Below are 20,681 nucleotides of genomic sequence, written 5' to 3' on the forward strand. Positions count from 1 at the left end.
GCCGTGGCGCGTGCGTCAGCCGGCCTTCTTCTCCAGCTGGAACGCCTCGTTGCCGAGCCCGATGCGGGCGTGGGCCCGCGGGTTGCGGGCGCGCAGGACGCGGCTGTGGACGACCCCGGCGAGCGCGGCGAGGACGATGACGCCGGGCAGCGCCCAGTTGAGCGCGGAGTCGGGGCCCGAGCCGACGAGGACGTCGAAGTCCTTGACGGTGTACCCGGCGATGACCAGCAGGGCGAGGCCCGCCGCGCCGGAGGCGAGCAGCCGCCACTTCTGGGCACCGGCGGCGCCGCGCTTGGTGAAGAAGGCGATGACGGCGAGCGACGCGGTCGCCATGAGCAGGATGATGCCGAGCGCGCCGACGTTGCCGCCCCAGGTGAACAGGCGGAGCACCGGCGCGGTCGGGTCGCCGGCCGGGCCGCTGTCGGTGACGGCGAAGACGAGGACGACGGCGAGCGAGATCACCGACTGGAGGACCGAGCCGGTGCCGGGCGCGCCGCTCGCGGTGTTGGTGCGGCCGAAGGTGGCGGGCAGCAGCCCCTCGCGGCCCATGGCGAAGGCGTACCGGGCGACGACGTTGTGGAAGCTGAGCAGCGCCGCGAACATGCCGGTGACGAAGAGGACGTGGACGATGTCGGTGAAGGTGCCGCCGAGCCGGTCCCCCGTCAGCCCGAACAGCAGGCCGGCGGACTGCTTGCGGGCCTGGCCGACGATGTGCGCGGGGCCGGTCGCCACGGTCAGCGCCCAGGAGCTGATGGCGAAGAAGACGGCGACGCCGCCGACCGCCATGAACATCACGCGCGGCACGAGGATGTGCGGGCGGCTGGTCTCCTCGGCGTACACGGGCGCCTGCTCGAAGCCGGTGAACGCGGCGATGCAGAAGCACAGCGCGGTGCCGAGGCCGACGCCCGACAGGGTCTCGGGGTTGAAGGCGTGCAGGGACAGGCCCTGGCTGCCGGGGTCGCCGATGGCCGCGATGTCGAAGACGACCACGACGGCGACCTCGATGAGCAGCAGCACACCGAGCACCTTGGCGTTGACGTCGATCTTCAGCAGACCGAGCGCGCCGACGGCGAGCACGGCGATCAGGGCGGGTATCCACCAGGCGAGTTCGACGTCCAGGTACTGCTGGACGAGGCCCGCGACCTCGAAGCCGAACATGCCGTAGATGCCGACCTGGAGCGCGCTGTAGGCGAGGAGCGCGACGAGGGCGGCGGCGGCGCCCGCGCTCGGGCCGAGGCCGCGCGAGATGTACGCGTAGAAGGCGCCCGCGTTGTGCACGTGGCGGCTCATCTCGGCGTACCCGACGCTGAACAGGGTCAGGACGATGCCGAGGATGAGGAACAGCAGCGGCTGGCCGACGACGCCCATCACCGCGAAGGTCGTGGGCATGACACCGGCGACGACCATCAGCGGGCCGGTCGCGGCCAGCACCGAGAGGAGCAGGCCCGCCGTCCCGAGCCGGCCGGCGCGCAGCGCGCTCTCCTCGCCCAGGTAGGTGTTGATGCCCGGCTCGCCGGCCACGGCGGCTCTGTCACCGGTGGTGCTCGAACTCCCCGTCGTCATCGCGGGATCGCCCCTTTCGCTCTGTCCTCGGAGGTGCTGGTCGGTGGCTACGCCGTGCCGAGCGCGGCACTGCGCGCGGCACGGAACGCTTCGTACGGGTCCCGGTCCGGGTAGGACCAGGGGGCTTCGGTGGCGTGCGGTCCGATGCGGTGGAACAGGGCCGCCGCCTCGGCCGCGCGGCCCGCGCAGAACGCGGCGTGCGCGAGGAAGTTGAGGTCGATCCGGCCGCGCGGATGGGCGCCGCCCGAGCGCTCGTAGGGGTCGCCCCACTCCAGCCACCAGTCCAGCGCGGACTTCATGACGAGCCGGGCGCGGCGGCCCGCCCAGTGCCCGGAGGCGACCGGGTCGGGGGCCTCGCTGCCGGCCTTGGCGAGCACGCGGTAGCGCTCGGCGTGCGCGACGACCGGCAGCACGGCGAGCGGCGAGCCGGGCGGCGCCTGTTCGGCGGCCCAGGCGGCGAAGTCGTACACCTCGTGCAGCGGGTCCTGGCCGGCGGCGGCGCGCCGCTCGGCGAGCCGGCCGACCATCAGATGGTGGGCGTGGTGGTGCACGGGGTGGCGGAGCCGGATCTCGTCGAAGAGGCGTACGACGTCCTCCTCACGCCCCAACTCCCGCTCCAGGAGCAGCAGTCCGAGCCAGGGGGTGGGGTCGTCGGGCACGAGGGCCGCGGCGGCGAGACAGGCGTCGCGGGCCTTGTCGGGGCGCATCCGCCCGGCGACGGCCCGGTGCACCCCGGCGCAGGCCAGCAGGACCGGGGCGTCCGTGGACTCCGGTTCGGCGAGGCTCCAGTCGCGCACCCAGGCGGTCGCGGTGGGCTCCTGCGCGAGCCCCAGCACGCGGTGCCCGCGCCGGTCCCAGTCCTGCCCGGTGGCGGCGAGCAGCGAGCGGGCCTCGGTCCAGCGGCCCTGGGCGAGCGCGGTGCGGGCGGCGACGAGGTCGGCGTCGTCGAGCGCGGGGTCGAAGGAGTGCGCGGACTTCTTCCGGGGGCGTCCGAGGGGAGGAGGGGGTGGGGACACCGCGGGTCCTTCTCCTACTTTTTTCACCTGAGGTCGGCCGGCCTGGGTCAAGGGCCGGTAATGATCACGCACAGCAAAGCGGTACGCGGTGCTCCGCGTCAAGGGTGGTCCCGTGACGGACTTCACCAACTCGGGCCACAACGCGGGAAGTTAACATTTTGGATCTTTCAAGGACAGTTCTGAGCTGCGCACTTGCGCCAGTGACACGAGTATGTTGCGGTCCGGTGTCGGCGTCCGCCCCCTAGGGCGTGTCCGCAAAGTCCCGCCTGCCCCGCGACGCCTGGCACGCACTCTCGCCGCACCGGGCGTAAGGCCAAGTACATCCAGTACGAGGCCTTGCACCCGGCACGCCGAGAGCACGCACCAGACGCCGCAGGGCCGTCCTTCGGACGACGACGGGACTTTGCGGACACGCCCTGGGCACTCGTGGGGCGGGAGGCGGCCGGGGGCGCTATCGTCGGCCTCGTACCCGCCTTTCTGTCCCGCGTCACCGAAGGTGCGCAGCGTGTCGGTTCTCGTACTCGTCCTCGCCGTGAGCGCGGCCTGCTGCCTGGGCGTCGGCTTCGTCCTCCAGCAGAACGCGGCGGCGCGCGCCCCGCTGAGCGACTTCCTCTCCCCCCGCCTCCTCGTCGACCTCGTACGGGTGCCGCGCTGGCTCGCGGGGATCGGCCTCATGGTGTGCGGGATGGTCCTCGGGGCGCTGGCCCTCGGCCACGGCGAGGTCTCCCTCGTGGAGCCGCTGCTCGCCACGAACCTGCTGTTCGCGCTCGCCCTCTCGCGCCACCAGACCAGACAGCCGCTCGGCCGGCAGGGCTGGGCCGGGCTCGCGCTGCTCGCGGGCGGCGTCACCGCGTTCATCGTCGCCGGTCAGCCGCGTGGCGGCGGCGCGGTCGCCGGTCCGCTGCGGCACTGGCTGATCATCGGGGTGATGGTCGGCGGGGCGCTGCTGCTCGCCGCGGGCGCGAAGCGGGCGCGGATGGGCGCCGGGCCGGTGCTGCTCGCCGTCGCGGCGGGGCTCCTGTACGGGGTGCAGGACGCGCTCACGCGGGTCAGCGGGCAGCGGTTCTCCTCCGGGGGGTGGGGGGAGCTGTTCTCGGGGTGGCAGCCGTACGCGGTGCTGCTGCTCGGGGTCAGCGGGCTGGTGCTCGTCCAGAGCGCGTTCGAGACCGCGCCGCTGCGGATGTCGTTGCCCGCGCTCACGGCGGCGCAGCCGCTCGCGGGGATCGTGTGCGGGGTGGGGTTCCTCGGGGACCGGTTGCGTACGGATACGGGGGCGCTGGCGTGGGAGTCGGCGGGGCTCGCGGCGATCGTGGCGGGGATCGTGTTGCTGGGGTTGCATCCGGCCATGCCGGCGGGGGCCTCCGGCGGGCGGCGGGATTCTGTCGGGGCCGGGGTCTAGCGGCGGGTTTTTGGCGGGCCGGGGTTCAGCGGGGGCGGCGTTCTTTGGGGGCGTGGGGTTCCGTCCGGGATCGTTCGTGTGCGGGTGCGTCGTGGCTGGTCGCGCAGTTCCCCGCGCCCCCTTAGGGGGTTCTGCCGGGGCGGGGTTTCTCGGTCGAGGGCGACTCGTGCTCTGTGCGCGGTTCCTCGCGCCCCTGAGGGGGTTCATCTTGGGTGGGGTTCTAGGGTGAGGGGGTGGATGAAGTGGTGGATGTTGTTGATCTGGCGGATCGGGTCGTGGGGCAGGTGGGGCGGACCGAGGCGTACGCGCGCGGGCTGCGGCACCGGTGCGCGTTCGTGCTGGCCCGCGACCCCGGCGGGGACGTCTTCGTCCATCGGCGGACGCTGACCAAGCAGGTCTACCCGGGGCTGTACGACATGTTCGTCGGCGGAGTCGTCGGCGCCGGCGAGACGTACGACCAGGCGGCACTGCGCGAGGCCGAGGAGGAACTCGGGGTCAGCGGCCTGCCGCAGCCCGACTTCCTCTTCAAGTTCCTGTACGAGGACGAGGCCACCGGGCACTCCTGGTGGTCCGCGGTGTACGAGGTGGTCTGCGCGGGGCCCGTACGGCCGCAGGCGGAGGAGATCGGCTGGCACGCCTTCCTCAGCCCCGCGGAACTGGAGCGCCGGCTCGGCGAGTGGCAGTGGACGCCGGACGGGCTCGCCGCGTACCGGCGGTGGCGGGCGGCCCGCGGGTAGGGTCTCGCGGGTGATCGATTTCGTACGCGACATCCGCCTCTGGTTCGCCCCGGAGCGGATCAGGGACGAGGGCGACACGCCCGACTACCGGTTCTCCCTCGCCAACGAGCGCACCTTCCTCGCCTGGGTGCGCACCGCCCTCGCGCTGATCGGCGGCGGCTTCGCCGTGGACCAGTTCCTGCCGGACCTGCGCTGGGGCTGGCGGGTCGGGCTCGCGCTGGCGCTGCTCGCGGCGGGCGTGCTGTGCGCGCTGCGGGCGGTGAGCCACTGGGTGCGGTGCGAGCGGGCGATGCGGCGCGGCGACGACCTGCCGGTGTCGCGGTTCCCGGCGCTGCTCAGCGTGGTGGTGGCGCTGGTGGCGGTGGCGATGATCGTCGTGGTGTTCCTGGGCTGGGAGGGGTGAGCGGGCCCGTACGCGATCCCGGGTTGCAGCCCGCGCGGACCCGGCTGGCGTGGCGGCGTACGACGCTGTCGTGCACGGTCGCGGCCCTGCTGGCGGCGAAGACGGCCCTGCACGGCACGCTCGGGCCGGTCCGGGTGCTGGCGGGGTCGCTGTGCCTGCTGATGTGGCTGGGGTTCCTCGCCGTGGCGCACCGGCGGATCACCGGGCTCGCCCGTGAGGAGGCGCGGCCCCCGCTGCTGACGCGCGGGCAGGCCGCCGTGGCGATCGGGTGCGTGGTCGCGCTCGCGGTGTGCGCGGCGCTGCTGGTGGTGTAGCGGGCGCCCTCTTCCGGTGGGCGGCGCGGTCGGGCACCGTGGGGCGTGCGGGCCTCCCGGACTCCGAGACTGTCGGGACGATCACTTTCGCGCGGGCCACTGGACGACATACCGACTGGTCGGCATGATGAGGGGCATTGCTGTTCCACGCCTCGTTCCCGACTCCGGAGGACCGCGATGAGTCACCCCCCAGGTCTCGACCTCGACCGGCTGCGCGCCCACCTCGACCGGGAGCTGCCCGGCCTGGTGAGCGGCCCGCTGACCGGCCGGCTCATCGAGGGCGGGCGCTCCAACCTCACGTACGAGGTGAGCGACGGGACCGGACGCTGGGTGGTGCGGCGGCCGCCGCTCGGGCACGTCCTCGCCACCGCGCACGACATGCGGCGCGAGCACCGGGTGATCGCCGCGCTGCACCCGACGGACGTACCGGTGCCCGAGCCGCTGCTGCTGTGCGAGGACGAGGAGGTGCTGGGCGCGCCGTTCTACGTGATGGAGTTCGTCGACGGCACCCCGTACCGCACGGCGGCCGAGCTGGCGCCGCTGGGCGCCGAGCGGACCCGGGCGGCGGTGCTCGGCCTCGTGGACACGCTCGTCGATCTGCACGCCGTGGACCCGGCCGCGGTCGGGCTCGGTGACTTCGGCCGCCCCGACGGCTTCCTCGAACGGCAACTGCGGCGCTGGGGCAAGCAGTTGGAGGCGTCCCGCAACCGCGAGCTGCCCGGCATCGACGCACTGCGCGACGCCCTCGGCGCGGCGCTGCCCGACTCCCCCGCGCCGACGATCGTGCACGGCGACTACCGCCTCGACAACGTCCTCGTACGCCAGGACGCGGACGGCGTGGACCGGATCAAGGCCATTCTCGACTGGGAGATGTCCACGCTCGGCGATCCGCTGACCGACCTCGGGCTGCTCGTCATGTACAGCGCCCGCCTCGAACTGCCCGACTCCCCCATCTCGACCACCGCCTCCGCCGCCGGGCACCCCGAGCCCGCGGAGCTGATCGAGCGGTACGCGCGGCGCTCGGGGCGGGACGTGTCGGCGGTGTCCTGGTACACGGCGTTCGCCTGGTTCAAGCTCGCCGTGATCCTGGAGGGCATCCACTACCGCTACACCCTCGGGCAGACCGTCGGCGCCGGTTTCGACCGGATCGGCGAGCTGGTCCCCGTCTTCATCGAGCACGGCCTGCACACCCTGCGCACCCCCCGCCACCTCCAGGAAGGCTGACCCACCATGGACTTCGCATTCGACGCGCGTACCGAGGAACTGCGGGAGCGGCTGCTCGCGTTCATGGACGCGTACGTGTATCCGGCCGAGGCCGTCGCCGCCGAGCAGCGGGCCGCGCTCGACTCACCCTGGGAGACCCCGGCCGTCGTCGAGGACCTCAAGGCCGAGGCGCGCCGGCAGGGCCTGTGGAACCTGTTCCTGCCCGACGCGGAGCACAGCGCGGGCCTCACCAACCTCCAGTACGCGCCGCTCGCCGAGATCACCGGCCGCAGCCCGCAGCTCGCGCCGACCGCCCTGAACTGCGCGGCGCCCGACACGGGGAACATGGAGGTGCTGGCCCAGTTCGGCTCGGAGGCGCAGCGCAAGCAGTGGCTGGAGCCGCTGCTCGCCGGGGAGATCCGCTCCGCGTTCGCCATGACGGAGCCGGAGGTCGCCTCCTCCGACGCCACGAACATCACGACGCGCATCGAGCGGGACGGCGACGACTACGTCATCACCGGCCGGAAGTTCTACATCTCCGGCGCGATGAACCCCAACTGCCGGATCTTCATCGTCATGGGCAAGACCGACCCCGACGGGCCGGACATCCGCCGCCAGCAGTCCATGGTCCTCGTCCCGCGCGACACGCCTGGCGTCGAGGTGCGGCGGGCGATGACGGTGTACGGGTACGAGGACCACTGGCACGGGGGGCACGCGGAGGTCGTCTTCGACGGGGCGCGGGTGCCGGTGTCGAACCTCATCGGTGAGGAGGGCGGCGGCTTCGGCATCGCGCAGGCCCGCCTCGGCCCGGGGCGCATCCACCACTGCATGCGGCTCATCGGCATGGCCGAACGGGCGATCGAGCTGATGTGCCGGCGGGCCGTCGCGCGGACCGCCTTCGGCAAGGCGCTGGCCCAGCAGGGGGTCGTACAGGAGTGGATCGCGGACGCGCGGGTGGCGGTGGAGCAGTTGCGGCTGCTCGTGCTGAAGACGGCGTGGCTGATGGACACGGTGGGGAATCGGGGGGCGCACACGGAGATCCAGGCCATCAAGATCGCCACGCCTCGTACGGTCGTCGACATCATCGACAAGGCGGTGCAGTTGTACGGGGCGGGTGGGGTTTCGCAGGATTATCCGCTGGCGGAGCTCTGGGCCGGGGCGAGGACCCTGCGGTTGGCTGACGGGCCGGACGAAGTCCACCAGCGCTCTCTGGCTCGCCGAGAACTCCGTGCGTACGCGTGACTCCGTCTGCCGGTTTCATCAGGCTGAGCCCACAGTTGCCCACGGTGGGTGAGGGGGCCTGCCCGTGAGCTTGTACCTGCGGGTACATCGTGGCCGCTCGCGCAGTTCCCCGCGCCCCTGCGTGAGTGGGCCTGCCCGTGATCTTGATCCTCGACTCGCGTCGTGGCTGAGCGCGCAGTTCCCCGCGCCCCTAGGCAGGTGGGTGGCTCTGCCGGTGGGGATCCTCGACATTCGTCGTGGCTGGTCGCGCAGTTCCCCGCGCCCCTGTCGGGGCGACTGCGTCGCCACCTCCCCCCTGGGGAGCTGGGGCGGAGCCCCGCTTCTCTCAAGGGGAAGCTGCACGAAGTGCATGCTTCAGGGGCGCGGGGAACTGCGCGAGAAGCCCCACCCACCCGCAGACAACCACGCACGGTCGTGCCCCGAAGGGGCGCGGGGAACTGCGCGACCAGCCACCCACCGGCCCGCAGGTGACCACGCACAGGTGCGCCCCGACAGGGGCGCGGGGAACTGCGCGGGAAGCCCCACCGGCCCGCAGGTGAACCCACAAAGGCCCGCCCGGACGGACACCCCGATCTGCCCGGAGCAGAGACCGCCCCGCGTCCAGCGGCCGGTCACTACGGTCGGCGGCATGACGACGATCACCACGCGCACGGTGCGCTACCCGGCCGACGGCCTGACGATGAGCGGGCACCTCGCACTCCCGGCCGGCGCGGGCCCCCACCCCGCCGTGCTGGTAGGCCCGGAGGGCATGGGCCTCAGCGACGTCGAGCGGCGCCGCGCGGACGCCCTCGCCGAACTGGGCTATGTGGCGCTCGCGTTCGATCTGCACGGCGGGCGCTACCTCGGCGAGCCGGAGCGGATGCTCGACCGCTGCATGCCCCTGCTCGCGGACCCCGCCCGGATGCGGGAGATCGGCCACGCGGCCCTCGGCGTGCTGCGCGCGGAACCCCGTACGGACCCCGACAGGATCGGCGCGATCGGCTACGGCACCGGCGGCGCCATCGCCCTCGAACTCGGCCGCGACGGCGCCGGCTTGCGCGTCATCGGCACCCTCAACGCGCTGACCACCGGCCGCCCGGGCGAGGCGGAACGCATCGGCTGCCCGGTGTGGGCCGGGGTCGGCTCGGAGGACCCGATCATGGCGCCCGCGCAGCGCGCCGCGTTCGCCGCCGAGATGCGGGCCGCGGGCGCGGACTGGCGGATCGTGGTCTACGGCGGCGCCCTGCACGCCTTCCACCACCCGACGGTCGACCACCCCACGGTCCCCGGCGTCGGCTACCACCCCGGGCACGCGCGGCGGGCCTGGCACGATGTGGTCGCGCTGCTGGCGGAGTGCCTGCCCGTGACCGCGTGACCAGGGACCCGGGCCCGGATCAGGGGCGCAGCGCGCGCAGCAGCAGGTCGGCGAGCTGGTCGGCGAGTTCCTGCGGGGTGAGGGGGCCGTCGGGGCGGTACCACGTGGAGAGGTGGTGGACCGAGCCGAAGTGGTAGTCGACGACGAGGTCGGCGCGCGGCTCGGTGGAGAAGACGCCGGTGCGCTGGCCCTCCTCGATGAGCGCGCGGAACCGCTCGTGGTAGCGCCGCCGTTCGGCCCGTACCTGCTTGTTCTTCTCGGGGCTGAGGTGGTGCATGGAGCGGAAGAAGATGGCCGCGTCGTCGAGGTTGTCGATCGTGGTGACGACGACGTCGGCGGCGGCGGCGCGCAGCCGCTCCTCGACGGGCGCGTCCCCGTCCGCGAACGCGTCCAGGCGTTCCTGCTGGAGCCGGAGCACGCGCGCGTACACCTCGTGCAGCAGGTCGTCCTTGGACCCGAAGTAGTGATAGAGGGCGCCCTTGGTGACGCCCGCGGCCTCCACGATCTCCTGCACCGACGTACGGTCGTAGCCGCGCTCGGCGAAGAGGCGGGTGGCGACCGCGAGGAGCCGTTGCGGGACGGGGGTGCCGTCGCCGTCCGTCGTCCTGGGCACTGCCGCCACCTGCCTTTCTCCGTTGTACGTGGCCATGCCGCGCACCGCTCGCTATGCCTGGGGGGAACGCAGTTCCCGCCGGAGGATCTTCCCACTCGCCGTCTTCGGCAGCTCGCCCAGGACCTCCACCTCGCGCGGGTACTTGTACGCGGCGAGCCGCTCGGCGCAGTACGCGGACAGTTCCCCGGGGGTGGCGGTGGCGCCGGGACGCAGGCTGACGTACGCCTTGACGCTCTCGCCGCGGTAGGCATCGGGGATGCCGACGACGGCGGCCTCGCGGACGGCGGGGTGGGTGTAGAGGACGTCCTCCACCTCGCGCGGCCAGACCTTGAAGCCGGAGGCGTTGATCATGTCCTTCTTGCGGTCGACGACGTAGAGCCAGCCGTCGGCGTCCATGAAGCCGATGTCGCCGGTGCGCAGTTCGCCGCCGGGGAAGGTCTCGGCGGTGGCGTCGGGGCGGCGCCAGTAGCCGGGGACGACCTGCGGGCCGCGTACGGCGATCTCCCCGTGTTCGCCGAAGGGCACGTCCGCGCCCTGGTCGTCCACGATCCGGACGACCGTCTCGGGCCCCGGGACGCCCACGGCGAGCGTGCCGGAGACCGGGTCGACCGGTGCCTCGACGCCGGGCGGGACGCTGGCGCAGGGCGCGGTGCACTCGGTGAGCCCGTACCCGTTGTGCAGGTAGGGGCCGTAGGCGGCGCGGAACTTCTCGACGAGCGCGGGCGGCACCGGCGCGCCGCCCGAGGACAGCGAGCGGAACGACGCGAAGTGCTCGCGGGTGGCCTCGGGGCGGGCACCGAGGGCCATGAAGGCGGTGGAGGGGCCGACGGTGTAGGCGGGCTTGTGCTCGGCGAACGCGTCGAGGACCACGCCGGGTTCGAAGCGGTAGGCGAGCGCGAGGGTGCCGGCGCTCGCCACGCAGGCGGCCAGTTCGCAGACGAGCCCGGTGATGTGGAAGAGGGGCGCGAGCGCGAAGTAGGTGGCGCCTTCGGGCAGGCCGAGGCCCTTGTGCTGGCGTTCGGCGTTGTAGGTGATGTTGCGGTGCAGGTTGGTGGCGCCCTTGGGGGTGCCGCTGGTGCCGGAGGTGTAGCTGATGAGGGCGATGTCGTCGCCGGTGAGGTCGCGGCCGGCGGGCGCGGGCAGGCCCTGGCGGGCGACGGCGAGCAGGTCGTCGGCGTCGGCGGGGGCGGGCTCGACGCGTTCGAAGGCGAGGACGCGGGGGTCGTCGCGGGTCTGGAGGTCGCGTTCGCAGGCGGTGAGGGTGATGCGGACGGGCGAGTCGGCGGCGGCGTCGCGCAGATACGCCTCCCAGGCGCGGTCGGCGCAGACCAGCGCGCTGACTTCGGCGTCACGCAGGACGTGCGCCACCTCGGCGGACTTGTACATGGGGTTGACGGGAACGACGACCGCGCCCGCCTTGAACGCGCCGAGCAGGGCGATCACGAAGTGCGGCGAGTTCTGCAGCATGATCGCCACGCGGTCGCCGCGGGCCAGGCCCCGAGCCGCGAGGTGGCCGGCGACGGAGTCTGAGAGGGCGTCGGTCTCGGCGTAGGTGAGGCGGCCGTCGAAGTAGGCGAGGGCGGTGCGGCCAGGGGCGCGGCGGACGGCGTCGGCGAAGGCGTGGACGACGGTGGCGGCGGGGGTGACGGGGGCCTTCTGGGCGTCGTCGAGGACGGCCAGCCAGGGCTTCGCCGCGTAGATCGAGTCGCTCATCGGGCGGCCTCCCACTTCTGCTGGAGGTGGTTCATGTTGCCGAGCCAGCGGTCGGGGGCGGCGGCGCGTGCGGTGTAGTAGTCGGCGACCTCGGGGTGCGGCAGGATCAGGAAGCGGTCCTCGGCCATGCCCGTGAACAGGGCGTCGGCGACGGTCTCGGGCTCGATGGCGGTGGGCGCGAGGACGAGTTCGCCGGCGGATCCGGCGGCGGTCAGCATGTCGGTGCGCACGCCCTGCGGGCAGATGGCGTGCACCTTGATCCCGCGGTGGCGGTACGTGAGGGACAGCCACTCGGCGAAGGCGTACGCGCCGTGCTTGGTGACGCTGTAGGGGGCGGCGCCGACCATGGTGAGCAGTCCGGCGGCGGAGACGGTGGAGACGAACCGGCCGCTGCCGCGCTCCAGCCACTGCGGCAGCAGGGCGCGGGCGGCGCGGACGTGCGCCATGACGTTGACGTCCCAGGCGGCGGCCCACACGTCCTCGTCGGCGGCCTCGGTGCCGCCGGAGGCGAGTCCGGCGTTGGCGCAGTAGACGTCGACGGTTCCGTCGAGGGCGTCACGGGCCTCGTCGACGATCGCGGAGGCGTCGCCGGGGACGGCCCGCGCGCCGATCTCGGCGGCGACGGCCGCGGCCTTGTCCGCGTCGAGGTCGTTGACGACGACGCGGGCCCCGGCGGCGGCGAACCGGCGGGCGAGCGCGGCACCGATGCCGCCTCCCGCTCCGGTCACGACGACATGCCGGCCTTCCAGTGACTGCGGGCTGTGCACCATCGGTCTCCTTCGGCTCCGGTTGCCTGAGCAGACTAACCAGTCGGTATGGAGCCGGGGAAGGGGTCGGCCCGCGCCCCCGCGTGAAGATCCACGCGCGGTGCGTTCCCCGGCGCGGGAACGCGGGCTAACGTGCATGGCCATGCCAGTTCCGATGATCACGGAGGTACCTGGATGAACGTGTCGAGACGGAAGCTGCTCGTGGCCGGCGCGGGCGTGGCGGGCGCGCTGAGCGCGGGCGCGGGCACGGCGGGAGCGGCGGACGGCGCGCCGGGGGCGGCCGGCGTCCCGGGGGCGGCCGGCGCGGAGGGCGCGCCCGGCGGGCGGCTGCGCACCGGTTTCGAGCGGCTCGCGGCGGACGGGTACGCGCTGCTGGACGGCCAGAAGGTCGGCGTGGTGACCAACCCGACGGGCGTCACGCGCGAGGTGCGGCACATCGTGGACGTCATGCACGCGGACGCGCGCGTGGACCTGAAGGCGGTGTTCGGGCCGGAGCACGGCTTCCGGGGCACCGCGCAGGCGGGCGGCTCGGAGGGCCGCTACGACGACCCGGCGACCAGACTCCCCGTCTACGACACGTATCTGAAGAGTGGTCAGGCGCTGGCCGACATCTTCACGGCCTCGGGCGTGGACACGATCGTCTTCGACATCCAGGACGTGGGCGCGCGCTTCTACACGTACATCTGGACGCTGTACGACTGCATGGAGGCGGCGCGGCTCGCGGGGAAGCGGTTCGTCGTGCTCGAACGGCCGAACCCGATGACGGGCCGGGGCGCGTACGGGCCCGTGCTGCACAAGGAGTTCGCCACGTTCGTGGGCCGCCGGGAGATCGCGCAGGCGCACGGGATGACGGTGACGGAGCTGGCCCGCCTGTTCAACGGGGAGTATCTGGCGAAGCCGGTGGAGCTGACGACGGTCGGCATGACCGGCTGGCGGCGGCGCGACTTCTACGACGCGTCGAACCTGCCGTGGGTGCCGCCGAGCCCCAACATGCCCACGCCCGACACGGCGTTGGTGTACGCGGGCACCTGCATGTTCGAGGGCACGAACCTGTCCGAGGGGCGCGGCACGACCCGCCCCTTCGAACTCCTCGGCGCCGAGGGCGTCGACGCGCGCTGGGCGGACGCGGCGAACGAACTGGCCCTGCCCGGCGTGCACTTCAGGGAGGCGTACTTCGCGCCGACGTTCTCGAAGTTCCAGGGCAAGACGGTCGGCGGCGTGCAGATCCATGTGCACGACCGGGACGCCTTCGACCCGGTACGCACGGGCGTCGGCCTGCTGGTGACGGCGAAGGCGGTGTGGAAGGACTTCACCTGGCGCTCCGACAACTGGATCGACAAGCTGACGGGCTCCACGCGGGTGCGCACGATGATCGACGCGGGCGCCTCCACCGCCGAGGTGGTCGCGGGCTGGCAGGACGAACTCGCCGCGTTCCGCCGGGTCAGGGCGCGCTATCTGACGTACAAGTAGGCGCCGCCCCCGCACGGGGACGCGGCTCTCGGGGGAGCGCGAACGGCGCACGCTCCCCCGTCTCACACCCCGGGACGACCCGTCTCGGGGATTGACTGCACAATGCACCGACCGCGACAGTGCCAGACGTGCTCAAAGACGACTCCACCAGGCAGGACGCGGTCCCGTCCGGCTCCCCCACGACGTCCCGTCCGGAGAGCCTGCGCCGCGTCGCGGTCGCCAGCTTCATCGGCACCGCCATCGAGTTCTACGACTTCTACGTGTACGGCACGGCCGCCGCGCTCGTGCTGAACAAGGCGTTCTTCCCGAATCTGTCCTCACTCAACGCGACCCTCGCCTCCTTCTCCACGTACGCCGTCGCGTTCGCGGCCCGGCCGATCGGCTCGCTGGTCTTCGGGCACTTCGGCGACCGGATCGGCCGCAAGTCGGTGCTGGTGGCGTCGCTGCTCCTGATGGGCCTGTCCACGGCGTGCGTCGGGCTGCTGCCCGGGTACGGCACGCTCGGAGTGTGGGCGCCGGTCCTGCTCGTGCTGCTGCGCTTCCTCCAGGGCGTCGGGCTCGGCGGCGAGTGGGGCGGGGCCGCGCTGCTCGCGGTGGAGCACGCGCCGCGCGGCAAGCGGGGCCTGTTCGCCGCGTTCCCCCAACTCGGGCCTTCCGTGGGCTTCTTCGCGGCGACCGGCATCTTCTGGCTGCTGTCGGAGACGCTGTCGGACGCGGCGTTCCGCTCCTGGGGCTGGCGCGTGCCGTTCCTGCTGTCGTTCCTGCTGGTGGCGGTCGGCCTGTTCGTCCGGCTGAAGATCAGCGAGACGCCCGTGTTCGCGCGGGTGATGGCCGATCAGGAGGCTTCCAGGGCACCGGCGTTGGATGTGCTGCGGCGCCATCCGAAGGAGATCCTGCTCGGCGCGGGCGGCATGGTCGTCGCGTACGGCCTGTTCTACACGGCGACCACGTACTGCCTCGCCTACGGGACCGCCACGCTCGGTGTGCCGCGCGGCACGATGCTCGCGGTGTCGCTGGTGGCGTGCCTCTTCCTCGCGGCCGGGACCTGGCTGGCGGCGACGCGCTCGGACGCGGGCGGGCGGCGCCGCTCGGTGCTGGCCGGGTCCGCGCTCGCGGTGGTGTGGGGCCTGGTCCTGTTCCCGCTGATGGACACCGGGCGGCCCGTGCTCATCGCGCTCGCGCTCGGCGGCGCCCTGTTCTGCATGGGCGTGGTGTACGGCCCGATGGGCGCGTATCTGCCCGAGCTGTTCGGGGCGCGCGTGCGCTACTCCGGCGCGTCCTTCGCGTACAACCTGGGCGGAGTGCTCGGCGGGGCGGTGGCGCCGCTGGTGGCGACCCGGCTCCAGGGCGCGTTCGGCTCGTCGTCGGTGGGGTGGTACGTGAGCGCGATGGCGGTCGTCTCGCTGCTGTGCGTGCTGGCGCTGCCGGAGACCCGCGAGCGCGAACTCGGCTGACAGGGTGGCCCCCGGCGCGGGAACGCCGGGGGCCACCCTGTCAGCCGTAGGTCAGCCGGAGGCCGGCCGGCCGATACGCGGGGTCACCGGTGGGCCGGGAACTCCACGACCTGCTGGTACGTCGGGCGGTTCTGCCACTGGATCGTGCGGTGGGTGATGCCGCCGAGCGCGCGCTGGTTGATGGTGTCCGCGCACCACTGGTCGCCCGCCTTGCACAGATCGTCGCCGGGATAGACCTTCGTGGCCGGTTCGGCGGCGGCCTGGCCGAGCGTGGTGAGCAGCGCGTCCCGGCATGCGGACAGGTCGCCGCCGCCGCAGAACTCAGCGCCGAGCGGACCCTTCACGTCGTCGCCGAGGACGGACCGCAGGTCCTTGTCGGCGTAGCCCCACCAGCCGTACTGGAACGCCGACCCGGCGTGCGATCCGGTGGGCCCGTGTCCGGCGGACGGCGACTCGTCGACGCTGAGCTGCCCGGTGAGCGACTGGTACAGGTCGTCGCCGAGGCCGGGCTTGAACTCCGCCTCGATCAGCCGGGGCCACCACGCGTCCATCAGGCGCACGGCGTCCGGGTGGGCGTACGTGTGCGAGCCGGCGGACGTCTGGTTGCGCTGCGCGCCCGCCTTGCGCCACGCCTCCAACTGCTGCCCGGCCTTGGCCAGTTGCGGGTCGTCCACGGGCTTGCTGCGGATGACGCGGAGCAGTTCCGGCAGCACCTGCTCGCCGCGCAGGTCGGTGACGGCGGCCTCCTCCATGGCCTGGGTGAGCGAGGCGCGGGTGACGCCGCCCTGCTCGGTCAGCTTCTTGACGCGGCCGTCGAGCAGGTCGGCGCGGTGCACGGCGCCCAGGCTGAAGTTGGCGGAGGTGAAGCCCTTGGCCTGCTTGTTGTTCCAGGAGATGTAGTAGTCCTGGTCCACCGACTGCGGATGCTGGTCGGGCGGGGTGAGGACGGCGGTGTTGGCGGCCGGGTCGAAGTCCTTCCACTCGTAGGCGGGTTCGGCCTTGACCGGGAGCGCCATGTCGACGCCGTCGGCGCGCACGGGGTTGTCGCCGCTGTTGTAGTAGGCGATGTCGCGTGAGTCGGCGTAGAACCAGTTGAAGGCGTAGCTGATGTGCTGGGCCGCCTTCTGGAAGGACGCGGCGTCCGTCACGTAGGACGGGTCGTTCAGCATCTGGAAGCCGATGATGGAGTCGGCCTCGTGGCGGTACGTGGAGCGCAGCGCGGTGTAGGCGACGGGCTCGCCGTCGACGGTCGCGCGGTGCGTGACGATGCCGTATTTCGTGCGGAAGACCTGCATCCGGTAGGAGCCGGCGGCGGTGGAGTCGGCCACGGTCGGCTTCCAGGAGTTGGTCCGCTCCAGCTTCTCCATCGGCGTACAGGTACCTCGGTAGACGTACGAGGTGGACTGGCGGGTCGGCTTGCCGCCGTCCTGCTCGCACAGGCGGACGGCGTAGGTGTCGGTGATGTCCTGGCCCGCCGAGGTCGCCGACCAGGCGTAGTCCTGGCCCCGGCCGAGCTGGATGTACATGCCGACGCCCGCGAAGGAGACGCCGCGCGCGCTGATCCCGGGGCCCTGGAGTTCCTGCATCATCAGCAACTGCGGCGCGAAGTAGCCGGTCTGCGGGCCGAACACGGCGACCGGGTGGCCGGACGCGGTGCGCTTGCCGGAGACGAGCAGCGCGTTCGACATGCCCTTCTTGGACGCCGAGTCGCGGAACAGGTCGGCGGGCAGCACGCCGTCGTCGTACATGCCCTGGAGCGGCTTGAGCCTCTTCGGCGCCTTCACCGGGTCCTCGGCGACCGTGCCGGACTTCGCGGCGGTCGCGGCGGAGCCGGTGCGGTCGTACACGAGCGGTTCGCGTGCGACCGAGCCCGCGTCCGGCAGCGCCTGGCCGCGCGCCTTCGCGGGCTTGGTGCCGTACGGGAAGGACGTGCCGTCGTGGATCGTCGTGACGGCCTCCGGGTCGTCGCGGCCGCGGAAGGACTCCCACAGCGCGGTGCCCTTCTCGACGCCGTACTTCTGCTGCGCCTTGAGCAGCGAGAGGGCCGCGTCGACCTCTCCCCCTCCGCCGTTGCCGAACAGGCCGCCGACCACGGAGGCCAGCGCGATCATGTCGGTCACCTTGAAGGGCTGGATCTCGCCCGCGTTGGTGATGGCGTCGATCTTGCCGGTGAGGACGTACTCGCCGGGGAAGTAGCGGCCCTTCTTGGCCTTGTCGCGGTAGGCGTTCAGGCCGTCGATGTACGCCTGGGCGTCGTCCATGGCCTGCTTGCCGCGCTCGCCGCCGCTGGACCTGATGTAGTCGACCTGCTTCTGCAGATCGTCCTCGGTGTAGGGGGCCTGCGGCCAGAACTCCTGTTCAAGTCCCTGGTTGGCGAGGGCGCCGCCGGCGAAGGAGGTCAGCTCGCCGCGCCCGATGTGCCGGAACAGGTCGATCAGCCAGAGGCGGTCCTGACCTGCGGCGTAGCCGGCGCCGAACTCTGTTCCGTAGCGCGTGGAACCTTTGACGTGGGGTACGCCGTTCTTCTTGTCACGGGTGATCGTCACATCGTCGCGGGGGCGGGTGACGGAACCGACCTGACCGTCCGGTACGCCGAAGGAGGAGTCGTTGAAGAAATTCGTGAGCGTGTCGTCCGTGAGAGCGGGATACCCGGAGGAGAGCGCGTCGTAGGGACCGAGTTGATCATCGGCGTGCGCGGGCTGCGTACCGAGCAGCTTGTTGCCGAGGATCTCGGCAAGCGTGGCGCTGCCGTTCGTTCCGGGCGGCAGGATGTCCGCGCACTGGTCCTTGCAGTAATCGATGACCGGTACGGGTTCGTCGGCGGCCGAGGCCGTCGAGAGCGGGGAGAGCAGCCCGGCGGTGAGCACGAGCGCCGCGGCGGCCGTAGCTCTCCTCAACAGGCTTCTGTGCTGGGTGGTTCGTGGGATGCGTCGTCGCATGCCTGTTCCTCCCGACGATGGTGAGCCGGACGTTACCGGCGGTTAGCCCAGGGCAGAAGGTGAACATGCGTCACGTTTTCAGGATCACCACAGGGACCACGCATCGACTCCCCGGCCCCCGGGGGCACGGCAGCGGCCCCCGCCCGGCGGCGGGCGGGACGATCCGGCCCCCGGAGGGATCCGATTCGCGTGTCGATACGTCTACTCGGCAACGTCGCTTCTCGACCGCGGCGACGCCGACGTACGTGTGACGGAGGTGCAGGGCGATGGCTGGATTCCGGAGTCTGGCAAGACAGGTGCGCGATCCGCGCAACGATCTGGCACTGCGGCGCTACTCGCTGCGCAAGTGCCTGGAGAGATTTGCTCCCTACGGGCACCGGGCGACCTGGGACCATCTGTGCTCCCGGGCCGGGTTCGGCCCGCAGGACCGCTCCCCCGACCCGGCGCGGCTCGTCGCGGCCCTGGAGGAGCTGGAGGAGGCGCGGGCCGTGTGGCTCGCGTACGAGGTGGAGTTCGCCGAGCGGCGGCGCCGGGAGAAGCATGACGGGCTGCGCCGGCCGGGCAGCGTGGACGACTGGCACCGGCTGACCTGGGGCGGCTTCGGCGTCGCCTGGTGCGACGATCCGTCGGTGCATCCGAGCGGGCCGCTGGCCGAGGTGCTGCGGCGGCTGATCGCGGCGCTGGAGCGCGAGCCGGGCGACTGCTGCCCGGTGTGCGGCGACCGGGGCCTGGTCTGGCAGCACGATCTGGCGCACGAGCCGTCGTCGGGGCCGGTCTGCGCCCACTGCGGCATCGTCGTACCGCTGCCCGTCCTGACGCCCGAGGCGCTGGCGGAGTCGCGGCGGGCGCGGCAGCTGGTCTCGGCGTAGCGCGGAGGGGGTGCGGCCCGGACGCGGCGCACCCCCGGGCCCTGCGGGCAGGCCGGACCGGTCAGGGGGCGGACTGCCCAGGGGGCGGACCGGTCAGAGGTCGGACCGCCCAGGAGGCGGCGCGGTCAGGGGCCGGACTGGCCAGAGGGCGGACTGCCCAAGGGGCGGGCCGGTCAAGGGGCGGGCCGCTCAGGTGCCTGCGTCGGCGAGGCGGGTCTCCAGTGCGGCGGCGTCCGGCAGGAACCAGAGCTGACGGCCGCGGTTGCTCTCCCGTACGAAGTCGCGCAGTGCCGTGCTGGTGGCGGTCCGCGCGGTGATGTCGCCGAGTACGGCGAGGCCCAGGCGGTAGTTGGCGAACTTCTGCGCGACGTCTCCGGCGACGCGGGTGCGCAGGCGGAAGAAGTCGTCGCCGCAGCGGGCGGCCGGGACGGCGACCCAGGCGGCGCCCTGGTAGCCGGCGTCCCCGATCAGGTCGAGCGCGGCGCGTTCGCTGTCCAGCGGGGGGCCGTCGGGCGCGGGGAAGAAGACGGGCACGCCCGCCAGGTCGCGTACGCCCGCCGCTTCGGGGTGGGGCGTGGTCGCGTCGGGCGTGGACGCGTGGGGGTCGGTCGCGGTCATCGGGGGTCCTCCACCAGGGTGTCGACGATCCTGAGCAGTTCCGCGGCTTCGGCGAGTCCGCCGAGCACGACGAGTTTGAGCGCGGCGCGGTCCTCGTCGTAGAAGGTCTCCACGCGCAGCCGGGCGCGGGAGCCGTCGCCGCTCGTGCTGTTGGCGACGGCCACCACGGTGTTGCCCAGGCGCATGGCCGCCTGGGGGTCGACGCCGTCGATCTGCACGATGACGGACGCCTCCGCGTGCGGGCGTCCCGCGGGGGCGGGCGCCGGGGCGGGCGTGCCGGTGAAGGCTTCCAGGTCGGCGGGGGTGACGCGGTAGCGGCGGCCGACCTGGGTGGCCCGCAGGCGGCCGTCGCGTACGTAGGCGCGGACCGTGCGGACGTGGAGGCCGAGCAGTTCGGCGACCTGTTCGAGGGAGTAGAAGCGTTGCTCCACTCCCTCAAGGTACCTCACGCTGGCGGAGCGAGGTAATTCAAGGGAAGTTTGGGTGCAGTCAGGGGGTCGGGGGGTTTCTGTGTTCGGGGAGTAGGCGGGAGCCTGTGAGGCGGTCGCCGAAGACGTCGTCGGGGTTGGACAGGACGCAGTTCTCCAGGGAGAGGCAGCCGCAGCCGATGCAGTCGGTCAGATGGTCGCGCAGGCGGCTCAACTGGCTGATGCGCTCGTCCAGTTCCGAGCGCCACGCCCCCGACAGACGGGCCCAGTCCTCGCGGGTGGGGGTGCGCTCCTCGGGCAGTTCGGCCAGCGCGCCGCGGATCGTGGCGAGCGGGATGCCGACTCGCTGGGCGGCACGGATGAAGGCGACGCGGCGCAGCGTGTCCCGGCTGTAGCGGCGCTGGTTGCCGCTGGTGCGGCGGCTGGCGATCAGGCCCTTGGACTCGTAGAAGTGCAGTGCCGAGACGGCCGCCCCGCTACGCGCCGACAACTGGCCCACGGTGAGTTCGTGGATCTTCTCCGGGATCTGAGGCACGCCCCGAAGCCTAGTGCCGTGACCGGCGGGTTGTTAGCATGCGA

The 20,681-nt window shown here is 72.6% G+C and carries 19 protein-coding genes; 10 read left to right on the forward strand and 9 right to left on the reverse strand.

The annotated features are described in order from the left end of the window. Positions 1-15: 15 nt before the first annotated feature. Together ACZ7LY_RS25995 and ACZ7LY_RS26000 are read right to left on the reverse strand one after the other, a co-directional pair. The gene (locus ACZ7LY_RS25995) at positions 16-1,563 is read right to left on the reverse strand and encodes an APC family permease (protein WP_471627121.1); all 1,548 of its coding nucleotides are present in this window, start codon (positions 1,561-1,563) and stop codon (positions 16-18) included. Between the two features lie 47 nt (positions 1,564-1,610). Next, positions 1,611-2,579: a hypothetical protein gene (locus ACZ7LY_RS26000; RefSeq protein WP_471627122.1), complete on the reverse strand. Its 969-nt coding sequence runs from the start codon at positions 2,577-2,579 to the stop codon at positions 1,611-1,613. Positions 2,580-3,084: 505 nt separating this feature from the next. Between ACZ7LY_RS26000 and ACZ7LY_RS26005 the strand changes: the two genes are divergently transcribed. The 7 genes from ACZ7LY_RS26005 to ACZ7LY_RS26035 all read left to right on the forward strand — a co-directional run bounded on the left by ACZ7LY_RS26005 (position 3,085) and on the right by ACZ7LY_RS26035 (position 9,231). Next, positions 3,085-3,978, forward strand: coding sequence for a DMT family transporter (locus ACZ7LY_RS26005; protein WP_471627123.1), 894 nt, complete (start codon positions 3,085-3,087; stop codon positions 3,976-3,978). Positions 3,979-4,211: 233 nt separating this feature from the next. Then, complete coding sequence (locus ACZ7LY_RS26010; RefSeq protein WP_471627124.1) at positions 4,212-4,715, forward strand: NUDIX hydrolase; 504 nt, start codon at positions 4,212-4,214, stop codon at positions 4,713-4,715. Between the two features lie 10 nt (positions 4,716-4,725). After that, on the forward strand, positions 4,726-5,118 hold the full coding sequence (locus ACZ7LY_RS26015; RefSeq protein ID WP_471627125.1) for a YidH family protein: 393 nt from the start codon (positions 4,726-4,728) through the stop codon (positions 5,116-5,118). Beyond that, entirely contained in the window at positions 5,106-5,432 is a 327-nt protein-coding gene (locus ACZ7LY_RS26020) for a DUF202 domain-containing protein (RefSeq protein ID WP_471627163.1), read from the forward strand. The genes ACZ7LY_RS26015 and ACZ7LY_RS26020 overlap by 13 nt, the downstream gene beginning before the upstream one ends. A gap of 177 nt (positions 5,433-5,609) precedes the next feature. Beyond that, the gene (locus tag ACZ7LY_RS26025) at positions 5,610-6,656 is read left to right on the forward strand and encodes a phosphotransferase family protein (RefSeq protein ID WP_471627126.1); all 1,047 of its coding nucleotides are present in this window, start codon (positions 5,610-5,612) and stop codon (positions 6,654-6,656) included. Between the two features lie 6 nt (positions 6,657-6,662). Then, on the forward strand, positions 6,663-7,877 hold the full coding sequence (locus ACZ7LY_RS26030) for an acyl-CoA dehydrogenase family protein (RefSeq protein WP_471627127.1): 1,215 nt from the start codon (positions 6,663-6,665) through the stop codon (positions 7,875-7,877). Positions 7,878-8,505: 628 nt separating this feature from the next. Further along, positions 8,506-9,231 (forward strand): dienelactone hydrolase family protein, encoded by a 726-nt coding sequence (locus tag ACZ7LY_RS26035; protein ID WP_471627128.1) that lies wholly within the window; start codon positions 8,506-8,508, stop codon positions 9,229-9,231. Between the two features lie 19 nt (positions 9,232-9,250). Here ACZ7LY_RS26035 and ACZ7LY_RS26040 read toward each other — a convergent pair whose 3' ends face one another. From ACZ7LY_RS26040 to ACZ7LY_RS26050, 3 genes are read right to left on the reverse strand one after another with little or no spacing between them, the layout of a single operon-like run. Further along, the gene (locus ACZ7LY_RS26040; protein WP_471627129.1) at positions 9,251-9,844 is read right to left on the reverse strand and encodes a TetR/AcrR family transcriptional regulator; all 594 of its coding nucleotides are present in this window, start codon (positions 9,842-9,844) and stop codon (positions 9,251-9,253) included. 51 nt (positions 9,845-9,895) lie between these two features. Then, entirely contained in the window at positions 9,896-11,557 is a 1,662-nt protein-coding gene (locus ACZ7LY_RS26045; protein WP_471627130.1) for a class I adenylate-forming enzyme family protein, read from the reverse strand. Continuing rightward, a complete protein-coding gene (locus tag ACZ7LY_RS26050) occupies positions 11,554-12,327 on the reverse strand; it encodes an SDR family oxidoreductase (protein WP_471627131.1) in 774 nt (257 codons plus the stop codon). Before ACZ7LY_RS26050 ends, ACZ7LY_RS26045 begins: the two co-directional genes overlap by 4 nt. A 171-nt stretch (positions 12,328-12,498) precedes the next feature. On the opposite strand from ACZ7LY_RS26050, the gene ACZ7LY_RS26055 reads away from it, so the two are divergent. Then, positions 12,499-13,794, forward strand: coding sequence for an exo-beta-N-acetylmuramidase NamZ family protein (locus ACZ7LY_RS26055; protein ID WP_471627132.1), 1,296 nt, complete (start codon positions 12,499-12,501; stop codon positions 13,792-13,794). 128 nt (positions 13,795-13,922) lie between these two features. Continuing rightward, positions 13,923-15,248, forward strand: a complete 1,326-nt coding sequence (locus ACZ7LY_RS26060) for an MFS transporter (RefSeq protein ID WP_471627133.1) — start codon at positions 13,923-13,925, stop codon at positions 15,246-15,248. A gap of 83 nt (positions 15,249-15,331) precedes the next feature. Here the strand turns inward: ACZ7LY_RS26060 and ACZ7LY_RS26065 are convergent, their stop codons facing one another. Then, positions 15,332-18,187: a penicillin acylase family protein gene (locus tag ACZ7LY_RS26065; protein ID WP_471627134.1), complete on the reverse strand. Its 2,856-nt coding sequence runs from the start codon at positions 18,185-18,187 to the stop codon at positions 15,332-15,334. Positions 18,188-18,453: 266 nt separating this feature from the next. Here ACZ7LY_RS26065 and ACZ7LY_RS26070 point away from each other — a divergent pair, with 266 nt between their 5' ends. After that, positions 18,454-19,056, forward strand: a complete 603-nt coding sequence (locus ACZ7LY_RS26070) for a hypothetical protein (RefSeq protein WP_471627135.1) — start codon at positions 18,454-18,456, stop codon at positions 19,054-19,056. A 189-nt stretch (positions 19,057-19,245) separates the two neighbouring features. Here ACZ7LY_RS26070 and ACZ7LY_RS26075 read toward each other — a convergent pair whose 3' ends face one another. Genes ACZ7LY_RS26075 through soxR form a run of 3 tightly spaced genes read right to left on the reverse strand, consistent with a single transcriptional unit; the run spans position 19,246 to position 20,637 of the window. After that, positions 19,246-19,674, reverse strand: a complete 429-nt coding sequence (locus ACZ7LY_RS26075; RefSeq protein WP_471627136.1) for a DUF4180 domain-containing protein — start codon at positions 19,672-19,674, stop codon at positions 19,246-19,248. Further along, a complete protein-coding gene (locus tag ACZ7LY_RS26080) occupies positions 19,671-20,105 on the reverse strand; it encodes a helix-turn-helix domain-containing protein (protein ID WP_471627137.1) in 435 nt (144 codons plus the stop codon). Before ACZ7LY_RS26080 ends, ACZ7LY_RS26075 begins: the two co-directional genes overlap by 4 nt. Positions 20,106-20,163: 58 nt before the next feature. Further along, positions 20,164-20,637 (reverse strand): redox-sensitive transcriptional activator SoxR, encoded by a 474-nt coding sequence (gene soxR, locus ACZ7LY_RS26085; RefSeq protein WP_471627138.1) that lies wholly within the window; start codon positions 20,635-20,637, stop codon positions 20,164-20,166. Positions 20,638-20,681 lie beyond the last annotated feature (44 nt).

It is taken from the genome of Streptomyces sp. NPDC107550 (assembly GCF_055639095.1).

Coding starts and splice junctions, on each gene's coding strand:
- ACZ7LY_RS25995 (WP_471627121.1), bottom strand. CDS start 1,563: ATGACGACGGGGAGTTCGAGCACCACCGGTGACAGAGCCGCCGTGGCC.
- ACZ7LY_RS26025 (WP_471627126.1), top strand. CDS start 5,610: ATGAGTCACCCCCCAGGTCTCGACCTCGACCGGCTGCGCGCCCACCTC.
- ACZ7LY_RS26030 (WP_471627127.1), top strand. CDS start 6,663: ATGGACTTCGCATTCGACGCGCGTACCGAGGAACTGCGGGAGCGGCTG.
- ACZ7LY_RS26035 (WP_471627128.1), top strand. CDS start 8,506: ATGACGACGATCACCACGCGCACGGTGCGCTACCCGGCCGACGGCCTG.
- ACZ7LY_RS26045 (WP_471627130.1), bottom strand. CDS start 11,557: ATGAGCGACTCGATCTACGCGGCGAAGCCCTGGCTGGCCGTCCTCGAC.
- ACZ7LY_RS26050 (WP_471627131.1), bottom strand. CDS start 12,327: ATGGTGCACAGCCCGCAGTCACTGGAAGGCCGGCATGTCGTCGTGACC.
- ACZ7LY_RS26055 (WP_471627132.1), top strand. CDS start 12,499: ATGAACGTGTCGAGACGGAAGCTGCTCGTGGCCGGCGCGGGCGTGGCG.
- ACZ7LY_RS26065 (WP_471627134.1), bottom strand. CDS start 18,187: ATGCGACGACGCATCCCACGAACCACCCAGCACAGAAGCCTGTTGAGG.
- ACZ7LY_RS26070 (WP_471627135.1), top strand. CDS start 18,454: ATGGCTGGATTCCGGAGTCTGGCAAGACAGGTGCGCGATCCGCGCAAC.
- ACZ7LY_RS26075 (WP_471627136.1), bottom strand. CDS start 19,674: ATGACCGCGACCGACCCCCACGCGTCCACGCCCGACGCGACCACGCCC.